Origin of the sequence: Kosakonia sp. MH5 (assembly GCF_009935945.1) — a bacterium.
In the GTDB taxonomy this organism is placed as follows: domain Bacteria; phylum Pseudomonadota; class Gammaproteobacteria; order Enterobacterales; family Enterobacteriaceae; genus Kosakonia; species Kosakonia radicincitans.
This window is the reverse complement of sequence record NZ_QODH01000001.1, coordinates 1,136,050-1,148,216: the sequence shown is the minus strand read 5'-3', so window position 1 is coordinate 1,148,216 and position 12,167 is coordinate 1,136,050. Positions and strand designations below refer to the sequence as shown.

Sequence of the window (12,167 nt, the reverse complement as noted above, 5' to 3'; positions counted from 1 at the left end):
TTGGCATACTGCATCGCCGTGTAGAAAAATAAATACACGGATACTTTCCTCCATAACGAAAACTATTATGAATATATAATTCAAGAGAATGTCCATGTTATCGGTGCAGCTAATAATGTCATTTTTGCTTATGTGTAGCGTGCGTAAATACAATGCCTAAAAATATATTCATAATGGGGTTCTGTCTACCCGTCCGATAAGTAAAACTGGTTTCTGGATGCTTTATTCTATTAACGCGTTGGTCATTTTTTTTATGAGCAACTCCGTGAATTTTTTCACGACAGGCTCTCGTTGTGATAAGAAAACAATTTTACGCCTGGGGTTGAAATGGTTGAGTCTGATATACTTCAGCCGGGTATCATTTTTATCCAGGGCAGAAAAATAGGGGAAAAAGGATACATAATCAGACATCGAAATTCGCCAGCGCAATGTTTCAATGTTCATGCCTACGGAGCCTATCTCCGCAAAAAGCCCATATTGATCGCAAAAGCTCATGATCGGATCGTGCAGATTATTTCCATATTCCGGGACCAGAATCTTCAGCTTTTTCAGCTCTGCTTGTTCTAATGATTCTGAAAGTGCATATTGATGTCTGGCTCCGACGCCAATGATCAGTGGTTCATCGAATGATGCGCATTCAAAAAAATCAGAATTTCTGGGCTGTTTGTCCATTATCGCGCACTCCAGAGCACCTGTTTTCATCATTGAAAAGAGTTTCTCCGGGTCGGCTTCATTAAACTGCAGCTCGATTTTCGATGGGAAGTTATCGCAAAGTTCAACTGCATATTTAAATATGTTTGTTGAGACTGATGGCATAATCCCTATACGTATGTTTTGTATACCATACATATGTGGTTTTGATGCCATCTCCCGTAATCGTTCGAGTTCTTTGAGTATCACATGTGTCTGTTTTACCACCCTGATACCCATCGTTGTAAATTTAACTCTTTTATTTGAACGATCCAGCAAGGGCGCGCCAAGCTCTTGTTCTAGCTTTTTCAATTGAATACTCAGCGTTGATTGCGTTACGTTGCACTCGTCTGCTGCATGCTGAAAATGATTGTACTTTGCCAGTGCTGCCAGGTACTCTAAAGATCGACTATTCATTCTGGTTACCACTCTACCTTATCATTTTGTGATGTTCTTTTTTGCTAATAAAAAAAGATACAACCGTTCGACAAAAAGCAATTTGGATTTTGCTTCACGACAGAAGAAATGCTTCAGATTGAGAGATTAATCCCGTTAGTAACACGATCATTTATTGATGTTATCTATAATCTTATCTCCATTTTGAATATACCCGGTAAAATTTATATTAAAGTGACAAGGCGAAAAACCTAAGATCCTGGTATGATCTTTCAATAACAGGGACGCGTAATATAACACTGATATTTTAAATGACAAGCGTAAATGTAATTGAAAAATTCTATTGAGTTTTTTGATTTAAAGAAAACTTATATGGAATAAGATATGTGAAAAATAGGGTATGTTCAGAATGAATATTTATATATCTTATCAAAGACGTGCGATGATACATACTCTCAATCGATTGCTCTCCAATTTAAATATCCTATCGTGGTTCTGTGATAAGTGTTTTTTTGGGAATGGCATGCATAATAATTATTATGAAATATTTAAATCTACTATCTTACAAAAAAATCTATAGAGTTTATCAATTGATATTGTGATGTATATGTGGTGAACTCATCTTCGTTACTGGCTTGAAATATTTTGGCTTATATTATTGTTTTATCTTCGTCAGTATATTAATGAGAAAAAGTCTGGTTTTATATGCTAACGAATCTTTGCTGTCAGGTCATTTTTAATCAACATAACCATGAGGTGATTAGGTGGAGGTTTTGAATTCAATAGCCGAGGAAATAAAAGAAAAGATATCCTGGATGGTAGAAGAAGATAATGTTGATGTTAACCTGGTTGTAATCGATAATGACAGCATTAAAATACGCGTGTCTTTGACGAAAGGTGCCTCTCAACCTGCAATCGAACGTATCGATATTAATATCAAAAAACTACGTGCAGAGAGTAGCTGAAAAATTTCCATTCCTGTGTAGTTGCCAGCGATAGTGATCTAATGCAGGAGGAAATGACTCTCCTGCATACCTTTCTACGGTTTTATCTGCCATATAATGGTGGGGTAGGGAACGCTGAGATGATGAATGTTGGTCAGCGGATTAATGATCAACGGTGTTAAACGCTTCTTTTTGCCTTGAATACCATTCAGTAAATAATTGTGTTCTGCACATAATTCTAAATTCCAGTAATGAATTGCATTCTAACTTTGAAAAAAGGCGGCGCCTGGCAAGGTAAATCGTTTTTATATTGACACCCAACCAGTCGGAAACCGTTGCCTCTGAATAGCCTTCCATATAGGAATGAATCACCGCCATTTCGCGCTCATTGATGCAGCAGTCTGTTTTTAGCGTACTTGATGGTCCCTTGCCGTTTGATATGCGTTTAACTAAATTTTTAAAACCCTTCGCGGTGATGTTCGCTTCACAGCGGTATATTTTGTTGATGTCTGGCAGGAATTTCTGGTAGTTTTTCTCGCAGAGCATAACGCATATCGTATTACCGACTTGATCGAAATTGATTGAATAGTAATTATGACAGTCGAAAACCAGGATAGATGAACTCAGTTCACCCAGATTATACATTTTTTGTATAATCTGTTTTATACCTTCAGCAAGGTAAGCATTATTAATTCTGACGATGTATTCAAAATTACCCCTGGGTTCATAATTCATAATAATCTTTACTCTCTGCGGATATAATGAGTTTTCCACTCAATCTCTGGTATACCAGTGCAGTGCTCTATAAATAATTATGTGTTATTAACGAGCAAGCAGGTAAGCTATGGCGTCATGTGCAATCTGTGTCATTAATTTTAAGCGCGTAAAGTACAGCGGATGTTGTTCCTGCCCTGAGTTTTCGCAAGCCAGTGTTTTTGATATCTATCCGCTTGTATATTGCATAAAAAAACAGATGATGACGTAGTACACCCTCAAAATCAAATTACAAAAACAATAAATAAAGCCTGATTTATTGATGGCATGAAAGCAATTGAGCGATAAGGCGATTAAACATTTCAGGACTAACGGAAATATCAGAAGAGTGTTTGCAACGGCAGAAAGTCTCCCCGTCTGTTCGGGCACATGCCACGGTGCCGTGACATGTGTATTGAACGTTTCCGGCATTACACCATGCTGCGTTTTACCGGGGGGGACGAATAGTTGAGCGCGAGCCACAGGGGTTTGATACGCAGTAATGCGTTCTCGAGTTCGGTTAATTCCAGTGAAAAGGGCATCCGTAAATAGCGGTCAAAAGCGCCGGAAAGACCAAAACGTGTTCCCGCACCGAGGTGAATACCGATAGTTTCCGCACGGGCGGCAAACTGAGTCGCCAGCATATCGGGCAGTTCTACCCAGTAGGAGAGGCCGCCCTGCGGTGTCTGAAAGCGCCATTCCGGAAAATGCTCGCGCATTAACGCGGCGCAATCATCACGGCGGCTGGCGAGCATTTGTCGACGGCCGGGCAAAAATGCCTCTGCGTTTTGCACTAGCCACAGCGTTGCCAGTTGCTCCAGTAACGGGGAACCCAGATCCAGCGTGTCACGGGTCTGGGCGAGAGCGGCAATTGTGCGCGTTGAGGCGCGGATCCATCCCAGGCGTAAGCCACCCCAGAAACTTTTCCCCGCCGAACCGAGTGTGATCACGTTTCCAGCAGGATCAAAGGCCGCCAGCGGCGGCGGTGGCGGCGCGTCGTACCACAAATCCACCATCGTTTCATCGACCACCAGCGCCGTGCGCGTGCGCGCCGCGATGGCGGCGATGGCTTCGCGAGTGGCGATATCCATACAGCGTCCGGTTGGATTGTGAAAATCGGGCATCAGATAGGCCAGACGCGGCGCGGTCTGTGCCAGCGTGGCGGCAAACCCATCACAATCCCAGCCGGTTTGTGGCAGCGATACGCCAACGGGCCTGCATGACGCCCCCAGGATCGCGGCCATCGCCAGCGGGTAGGTTGGGTGATCGACCACCACGCGATCGCCCGGACCGGTTAGCATGCGCAGTACCAGCGCCAGTCCGCTGACTGCGCCATTCACCACCATCACTTCATCGGCGTGAGTTGGCAGCCCGCGCTCGGTATAACGTGCGGCAATGGCTTCACGTAGTGGCAGCAAGCCGAGCTGACCGTAGCCGGTTCGCGTGAGGTAGTGCGGGATCATGCTCAGCGCGTGGGTATAGGCCTGGTGGATCTCCGGCCCGGCGCTCAACGCCGCCGTTGAGAGATCCAGTGCTGTACCGGCTGTTGCGAGCGTTGGAACGCTACGGCTATCAGGCAGAATCACCCGCGATCCGCTACCGTGGCGGCTCTCCAGATAACCCTCATCGCGCAAGTGCGCCAGCGCACTGGCAACGGTGGTGCGGCTAATTTCCAGCGTTGAGGCCAGTTCACGCTCGCCGGGCAGACGTGTGTCCAGCGCCAGCCTGCCATCAAGAATCAGCAAACGCAGGGCATCGGCAAGCTGACGCCATAGCGGCATGCGGGACTCGGGTTGTTGCCAGTGCCCTAACAGGCGCTGCAAAGATTGACTACCAAAGCGACGGGATGACATATGCAGTCCACTATATGAAAACTGGACATTAATCATAATGCCATTTGCGGAGAAGATGGAAGCATGAACAACCGGAGAACAAAAATGCTACGTCGATTACTGCAACTCTATATTGGTTTGGTCCTGTACGGTGTTTCTACCGCGATGTTTGTCCGCGCGGATTTGGGCGCCGATCCGTGGAATGTTTTCCACCTTGGGGTGGCGAAACTGCTGTCGATGGATATCGGTACGGTGATGATCGCCACCGGCGCGCTGGTATTGTTGTTCTGGATCCCGCTGCGTCAGCGTCCGGGTCTGGGAACCATCAGCAATGTGATCGTGCTTGGGCTTGCCGCCGATGCTGCGCTGGCGTTGATGCCGCCGCTGGAGACACTCCTGGCGCGCAGCGTAATGCTGGTGGCGGCGGTAATTGTCAATGCGCTGGCGACCGGAATGTATATTGGTGCCGGGTTTGGCGCAGGCCCGCGTGATGGCCTGATGACCGGGATCCATGCCCGCACAGGCTGGTCAGTGCGCAGTATCCGTACGGCGATTGAGATTTCAGTCTTGCTGGCAGGCTGCCTGTTGGGCGGCACATTTGGCGTCGGCACGGTATTTTACGCGCTCAGTATTGGCCCGCTGATTCAGCTTTGTCTGCCGTGGTTTCGTCAGAAACCGACGCTAAGCGTGGCGCCGCAAACTGAACCGGTAGCCTGATTTTTCGTTAATATAGCGAAAAATCCCCTGATCTGGCGGAGCGTCTGCAATACTTGCTTCTCTCAGGAAGAAAAGGAGCGATCACCTGTGACGACACCAGAGCTTCAAACGGCACGTCTAATTCTCAAACCGCTGGCATCGGAAGATGCCACGCAAATTCAGCGCATTTTCCCTCGCTGGGAGATTGTCCGTTATCTGGTTGCCAGCGTTCCCTGGCCCTATCCGGATGATGCGGCGCAGAACTATGTCGACAATGTTGCGCTGGAGGCAACGCGCGCGGGGAAAGGCTGGTTCTGGACGTTGCGACGTAAAGAGAATGCCGATGAACTCATGGGCGTGATCTGCCTGATGGATACGCCGGACAATAACCGGGGATTCTGGCTGGCTCCGGAGTGGCAAGGGCAGGGGTATATGACGGAAGCCTGCCATGCGGTAACGGATTTTTGGTTTAACGTGCTTGAACGCGATGTACTGCGCGCGCCCAAAGCTGTCGCCAACGATCGTTCGAAGAGACTTTCTCAACGCAGCGGTATGCGCTTAGTTCGCCTGCAAAAAGGTGAGTATGTTTCCGGGGAGCTGGAGACGGAGTTGTGGGAGATAACCCGCGAAAAATGGAACCAACTGCATCACTGAAACCCGTCGGCGTGCGCGCTGGCGGGTTTTATTCCCGCGATTAGCATTATATTTTTTCGTTTTAAATTATAGTGTCATTTAATTGAAATATTATCTTCATTTTTCTGTCATAAATATAAGGCAGATTATTTATGGGGATTTTTCGCCCTGTTATAATTTTGAAATATAAATCTGGATCGGTTTCATAAGTTCGTGTATTAATTAGCATGTTTATTCACACAAGAAGGGATAATCATGGCCAGTGCAGTATTAAACGTCAAAATTGATGAAGCGCTAAAAGAGAAATTGCGTCATTACGCAGAAGTAAATAGTGAAAATTTAAGCACGGCGACAGAAAAACTGCTGCTGCTGGCGTTCGAAGCAGCGGAAGAGGCGGGAGTCTCGGAAGATGATATTGACAACCAGCACACGGAAGAAGAGAGTGCAACTCCGTTCACTCCTAAAGAGATCAAAGCATTACGTAAACTCCTGAAGAAGAAAAAATGAACCAACAACTGCTATCAACCGCCAGTAACTACGGCGAAGCCTGTGCGATGTTGCGCTCAGGCTTTGTAAAACAAGTACGACTGGACTGGAATATCGGAAGTGATGAGTTTTTTCGTATCGCATCGGACTGGTGTGACGCTGGCGCGAAAATCAAAAAAGAGGGAAACAGTTTTATTATTTCAATAAAAGGATTTCCTATTCCTCGCCAGCAGTAATCTTGTTGTCATGAAACCGTCATTTAAATTGCATTAAAAACTGTGATGATTGTTTCATAATAACTCTACAGAACCATCTCAAAACACATTACGGATGATGTTTCCGGCGAGCCTTGTGGTTCGCCGATATTTATTTTTGTCTCGCGCAATATATTTTGTGCCGATTGTCTTAGTTCCTGGTATTTTTCACGAAGCGCTCACAGGCAGATCCGGGCAAAACGGGTATACTAATGATCCCTTTGCTGCCAGGAACGCCATGAAAACTATCACACTTTACGACGTTGCCAGCTATGCAGGCGTCTCTTACCAGACCGTATCCCGGGTGATCAATGATGCGGCCCATGTTTCCGTTCGTACCCGTGAAAAGGTGCTCGCCGCAATGGCCGCGCTGCACTATGTTCCCAATCGAGGCGCTCAGCAACTTGCGGGCAAACGCAGCAGAGCGCTGGGACTACTGACTACCGATCTGGCGCTGCATGCGCCGTCACAAATTGCCTCGGCGGTGAAATCCCGCGCCGGTCTTGCCTCCACGAGCGTCATTATTTCGATGCTTGAGCAGCATGACGCCGCCAGTTGTAGCGCGGCATTGCAGGAACTGCTGGCACAGCGTGTGGAAGGCGTGCTTATTAATGTTCCGCTGGAAGATGCGTTGGCGCAGCAGTTGGCGGCGCAGGCGCAACCGACGCCGGTATTGTTTCTGGATGTCAGTGATAAGGCAGCCGTTAACAGTCTGGTGTTTGATGCGGAGCAGGGCGCGCGCCTGGGTGTGGAACATGTGCTGTCGCAAGGCCACCAGCGCATTGCTCTGCTGGGCGGGCCGCAGAGTTCAGTTTCAGCCCGCGCCCGTTTTAGCGGCTGGCTGGCGGCGTTAGCACAGGAGAAACTGACCCCCTGCGCCAGCGAGTATGGGGACTGGAGCGCCGCATCGGGGTATGAAAAAGCCCATCTGCTGCTGGCGGGTCCCCGGCTGCCGCAGGCGATTCTGGTGGCTAACGATCAGATGGCGCTCGGCGTGATGCGCGCCTGTGCTGAGAAGGGCATTGATGTGCCGGGGCAGATTTCAGTGGTGGGGTACGACGACACGGCGGACAGCGCCTGGTTTTCTCCGCCGCTGACCACGGTGCGCCAGGCGTTCAAAGAAGCGGGCGAGCGTAGCGTGGACTGGCTGCTTAATCCGCCCGACAGGGAATTGACCCTCAGTCAGATTCGGCTACCCGTCACGTTGATCGAACGTCTGTCTACGGCTCCGGCGCGCGAACGGCAGATCCGTAGCGGTGAAACTCTTGCCCGGCAACTGAGTGAACTGGCACAGCAGGTTGCCATGCTGGATCGGCGCTAATGCTTTTGTGATCCTCTTCGCTTTCAGCCGATCGCGGACTTTACCTGCGATTAAAAATACGCCATTGTCTCTTTAATTGTGAGCGCTTCGCAAAAAGAGGTTTTATGTCTGTTACCGCATTAAGTTCGCTGGTTTCCCGCCACGACTGGGAAAACCCGGCGATTACCCACTGGCACCGTTTACCGGCTCATGCGCCCCTGCGTAGCTGGCGTGATGAAAATGCGGCGCGCGATGATGCCGCTTCACCTGCGCGGCGCCTGCTCAATGGCGAATGGCGCTTCAGCCTGTTTGGCTCGCCGGAAGCCGTACCGGAACGCTGGATAACAGAGGATTGCACCGATGCGGTGGCGATGCCGGTGCCATCGAACTGGCAGATGCAGGGATTTGATACGCCCATTTATACCAATGTTACCTATCCGATTCCGGTGACGCCTCCGTTTGTTCCGCAACAAAACCCGACAGGTTGTTACTCGCTCACATTTACAATGGAAGAAGGTGCGCTGGCGCAGGGGCAGACGCGGATTGTTTTTGATGGTGTCAATGCGGCGTTTTATCTTTGGTGTAACGGCCAATGGATCGGCTATTCGCAGGACAGCCGCCTGCCCGCCGAGTTTGACCTCAGTCAGGCGCTAAAAGCGGGGGAAAACCGGCTGGCGGTGATGGTGCTGCGCTGGTGCGATGGCAGCTATCTGGAAGACCAGGATATGTGGCGGATGAGCGGGATTTTTCGCGATGTCTCCCTGCAACACAAACCGCAGACGCATATTGCCGATTTCCACTATGTCAGCGAGCTGAATGCGGACCTGACCCACGCGCAATTACAGGTTAACGTGCAACTGGCCGGGGCGTTTGCAGCGTGTCGCGTTGCCGTTGCCCTGTGGCGCGGCGGAGAAAAAATCGCCGCCGCTCAGCAGTCGCCGGGCAGCGCCGTGGTGGATGAGCGCGGCGCGTGGGCAGAACGCCTGTGCGTGACGCTGTCGGTTGCCGCGCCCGCGCTGTGGAGTGCGGAAACACCGAACCTCTATCGCCTGACATTAACCTTGCTCGATGCACAAGGAAACGTACTGGAAGCGGAAGCCTGCGACGTGGGTTTCCGCAAAGTGGAAATCCGTCATGGTTTGCTGCTGCTTAACGGCAAACCGCTGTTGATTCGTGGTGTAAACCGTCACGAGCACCATCCGGAAAACGGACAGGCCATTGATGAAGCCACCATGCGGCGCGACATTGAGCTGATGAAACAGCACAACTTCAATGCCGTGCGCTGTTCTCACTATCCGAACCATCCGCTGTGGTATCGCTTGTGCGATCGGTACGGCTTATACGTCGTGGATGAAGCCAATATTGAAACCCACGGCATGGTGCCGATGAGCCGCCTGGCGGACGATCCGGGTTGGCTGCCAGCCATGAGCGAACGTGTGACGCGCATGGTACAGCGCGATCGCAACCATCCGTCGATCATTATCTGGTCGCTGGGCAACGAATCTGGTCATGGCGCGAACCACGATGCGCTGTATCGCTGGCTGAAAACGACCGATCCGACGCGTCCGGTGCAGTATGAAGGCGGCGGCGCGAACACGGCGGCCACCGATATTGTCTGCCCGATGTATGCCCGCGTCGACCAGGATCAGCCTTTCCCGGCGGTGCCGAAGTGGTCGATTAAAAAATGGATTGGTTTGCCCGGCGAAAATCGCCCGCTCATTCTTTGCGAATACGCACATGCGATGGGCAACAGCTTTGGCGGTTTTGCCAAATACTGGGAAGCGTTCCGCGCTTTCCCGCGTTTGCAGGGCGGTTTTGTCTGGGACTGGGTTGACCAGGCATTAACCAAAACCGGTGATGATGGGCAACCATTCTGGGCTTACGGCGGCGATTTTGGCGATACGCCGAATGACCGCCAGTTCTGTATGAATGGGCTGGTATTTCCCGATCGCACGCCGCATCCGGCGCTGTATGAAGCGCAGCGCGCGCAGCAATTTTTCCAGTTCAGCCTGCTTAGCACCACGCCGCTGGTGCTGGAAGTTGAGAGCGAATATCTGTTCCGCGCCACTGATAATGAATACCTGCGCTGGTCTGTCGCCCGCGATGGAGATGTACTGGCGCAGGGAGAAATCACGCTGGATATTGCGCCGCAAGGCAAGCAGCGTATTGAGCTGAACATACCCGCGCTGGAGGCCGCGCCCGGTGATGTCTGGTTGAATGTGGATGTTTTCCAGCGTGCGGCGACGCACTGGTCGGCGGCGGATCATCGCTGCGCCTGGGATCAGTGGCGTCTGCCCGCGCCGTTGTATATCACTCCGCGCGTAGTGCAGAACTCGCGCCCGACATTGCAGTCCAACGAGCAGGAATTTGTCATCACGCATCAGTCGCAGCGCTGGCACTTCTGTCGCCGCAGCGGCAACCTGCAACAGTGGTGGCGCGATGAGCAGCCGACGCTGCTGACTCCGCTGAGCGATTGTTTTGCCCGTGCGCCGCTGGATAACGACATTGGTATCAGCGAGGTGACACGCATCGATCCCAACGCGTGGGTGGAACGCTGGAAAGCGGCAGGCATGTACTATCTGTCGGCTGAACTGCTTTATTGTGACGTTGAAGAGCGCAGCACCGGGATTGTGGTGAGTACCGGTCAGCGCTGGCTGGGTGCAGGGAAAACCGCGTTTATCAGCCATAAATGCTGGCGAATTGATGGTGACGGCGCACTGCATGGCGATGTCACGGTACAGGTGGCGCGAGATATTCCGCCGCCTGCACGGGTGGGGCTGGTCTGCCAACTGGCGGAGCGGCATCCGCAGGTAAGCTGGCTGGGGCTGGGGCCGCATGAAAACTACCCGGATCGCCAGCTGGCGGCGCGTCAGGGACGGTGGACGCAGCCGCTGTCGGCGCTGCACACGCCCTATATTTTCCCCGGCGAAAATGGGCTGCGCTGCAACACGCGCGCATTGTGGTTCGGTGCGCACCAGTGGCAGGGGGATTTCCATTTTTCCCTCGGCTGCTACAGCGATGAGCAACTGCGGGAAACCACGCACCATCACTTATTGCGCGAAGAAGCCGGTTGCTGGCTGCATCTCGATGCCTTCCACATGGGCGTTGGCGGCGATGACTCCTGGAGCCCGAGCGTGTCGCCGGAGTTTATCCTGCGAGATGAGACGGTGCGTTACGCCTTTTGCTGGCGGCAGAACTAAACTTATCGGGTCTGATGTAGTGGGGCTGTCCCGCTGCGCAGTCATGTGGGGGCCGATGCATGAAATATGTCGATGGTTTTGTGGTCGCAGTGCCAGAGGATGAAAAAGAGGCTTATTGCCAGCTCGCGGCGAAAGCGGCACCGATCTTCAAAGAGTTCGGCGCAACGCGCATTGTCGAATGTTGGGCTGACGACGTACCGGATGGCAAACTCACCGATTTTCGCATGGCGGTAAAAGCTGAAGACCACGAAGCGGTCGTCTTCAGCTGGATTGAATACCCGTCCAAAGAGGTACGCGATGCGGCGAATCAAAAAATGATGACCGATCCCCGCATGCGCGAACTGGGCAATGCGATGCCTTTTGACGGTAAGCGCATGATATACGGAGGCTTTGTGCCAGTGCTTGATGAGTAATGTGACACTCAGGAGACTTTGGTGAAGAGCGCTTTACGCTCAAGCACATCGCCATCGGTACGGAACACGCCGTCGCCGGTGTAATGCAGCGTCTGCGGCCACGTTGGTTCGCGGTTTACCCGCGCTGCAACCACTTCAAAAATAAAGAAGTTGTAGGTATCCACCATTGCGTCGTCATAAAGGCGGCATTCGAACTGGCCGTAGCACTCTTTAATGGATGGCGCGGTCACGTGTTCGCTTTTTTCTGCCGTCAGGCCAAATTGAGCAAACTTATCGACCTCATCGCCCGTACAGTTGCCAATGCGAGAAACGGTGTCGATCATGCTGGCTTCAGGCAGGTTAATTACGCACTCTCCGCTTTGTCGGATGCGTTCGAAGCTGGCATTGCCACCGGAAATCATGCAGCCGACCAGCGAAGGGGAAAACTCCAGAATCGTGTGCCAGCCTAAGGTCATAATATTATTCCGCCCTTGCCAGTGGCTGCTCAGCAGTACCACCGGGCCAGGCTCCAGCCAGTGCCGGACATCGTGCAGCGGCCAGGATTGCTTTTTCATTGTGCTTCCTCCGCGT

At 51.4% G+C, this 12,167-nt stretch carries 12 protein-coding genes; 8 read left to right on the top strand and 4 right to left on the bottom strand.

The window, feature by feature from the left end; all coding sequences use genetic code 11:
• Positions 1 to 222: 222 nt before the first annotated feature.
• Positions 223 to 1,107 carry a LysR family transcriptional regulator gene (locus tag DK872_RS05425; RefSeq protein ID WP_007373557.1) on the bottom strand — a complete coding sequence of 295 codons (885 nt, stop codon included), beginning with the start codon at positions 1,105 to 1,107 and terminating at the stop codon, positions 223 to 225.
• A 743-nt stretch (positions 1,108 to 1,850) separates the two neighbouring features.
• Between DK872_RS05425 and DK872_RS05420 the strand changes: the two genes are divergently transcribed.
• The gene (locus DK872_RS05420) at positions 1,851 to 2,051 is read left to right on the top strand and encodes a hypothetical protein (RefSeq protein WP_139201270.1); all 201 of its coding nucleotides are present in this window, start codon (positions 1,851 to 1,853) and stop codon (positions 2,049 to 2,051) included.
• Positions 2,052 to 2,192: 141 nt separating this feature from the next.
• Here DK872_RS05420 and DK872_RS05415 read toward each other — a convergent pair whose 3' ends face one another.
• Positions 2,193 to 2,765, bottom strand: coding sequence for a LuxR C-terminal-related transcriptional regulator (locus DK872_RS05415; protein WP_035887303.1), 573 nt, complete (start codon positions 2,763 to 2,765; stop codon positions 2,193 to 2,195).
• 449 nt (positions 2,766 to 3,214) lie between these two features.
• On the bottom strand, positions 3,215 to 4,636 hold the full coding sequence (locus DK872_RS05410; RefSeq protein WP_035887305.1) for a PLP-dependent aminotransferase family protein: 1,422 nt from the start codon (positions 4,634 to 4,636) through the stop codon (positions 3,215 to 3,217).
• An 84-nt stretch (positions 4,637 to 4,720) separates the two neighbouring features.
• On the opposite strand from DK872_RS05410, the gene DK872_RS05405 reads away from it, so the two are divergent.
• The 7 genes from DK872_RS05405 (at position 4,721) to DK872_RS05375 (ending at position 11,597) form a co-directional block, all read left to right on the top strand.
• Positions 4,721 to 5,332, top strand: coding sequence for a YitT family protein (locus DK872_RS05405; protein WP_007373562.1), 612 nt, complete (start codon positions 4,721 to 4,723; stop codon positions 5,330 to 5,332).
• Between the two features lie 87 nt (positions 5,333 to 5,419).
• A complete protein-coding gene (locus tag DK872_RS05400) occupies positions 5,420 to 5,965 on the top strand; it encodes a GNAT family N-acetyltransferase (RefSeq protein WP_007373563.1) in 546 nt (181 codons plus the stop codon).
• Positions 5,966 to 6,199: 234 nt separating this feature from the next.
• Positions 6,200 to 6,451, top strand: a complete 252-nt coding sequence (locus tag DK872_RS05395; RefSeq protein WP_007373564.1) for a hypothetical protein — start codon at positions 6,200 to 6,202, stop codon at positions 6,449 to 6,451.
• Positions 6,448 to 6,666 (top strand): hypothetical protein, encoded by a 219-nt coding sequence (locus tag DK872_RS05390; protein WP_007373565.1) that lies wholly within the window; start codon positions 6,448 to 6,450, stop codon positions 6,664 to 6,666. Before DK872_RS05395 ends, DK872_RS05390 begins: the two co-directional genes overlap by 4 nt.
• A gap of 256 nt (positions 6,667 to 6,922) precedes the next feature.
• Positions 6,923 to 8,005, top strand: a complete 1,083-nt coding sequence (locus tag DK872_RS05385; protein WP_007373566.1) for a LacI family DNA-binding transcriptional regulator — start codon at positions 6,923 to 6,925, stop codon at positions 8,003 to 8,005.
• Positions 8,006 to 8,109: 104 nt separating this feature from the next.
• Entirely contained in the window at positions 8,110 to 11,184 is a 3,075-nt protein-coding gene (locus DK872_RS05380) for a beta-galactosidase (RefSeq protein ID WP_161518100.1), read from the top strand.
• Positions 11,185 to 11,243: 59 nt separating this feature from the next.
• Positions 11,244 to 11,597, top strand: coding sequence for a DUF1428 domain-containing protein (locus DK872_RS05375; RefSeq protein ID WP_007373568.1), 354 nt, complete (start codon positions 11,244 to 11,246; stop codon positions 11,595 to 11,597).
• An 8-nt stretch (positions 11,598 to 11,605) separates the two neighbouring features.
• Here the strand turns inward: DK872_RS05375 and DK872_RS05370 are convergent, their stop codons facing one another.
• Positions 11,606 to 12,151, bottom strand: coding sequence for a flavin reductase family protein (locus DK872_RS05370; protein WP_035887310.1), 546 nt, complete (start codon positions 12,149 to 12,151; stop codon positions 11,606 to 11,608).
• Between the last annotated feature and the right edge of the window lie 16 nt (positions 12,152 to 12,167).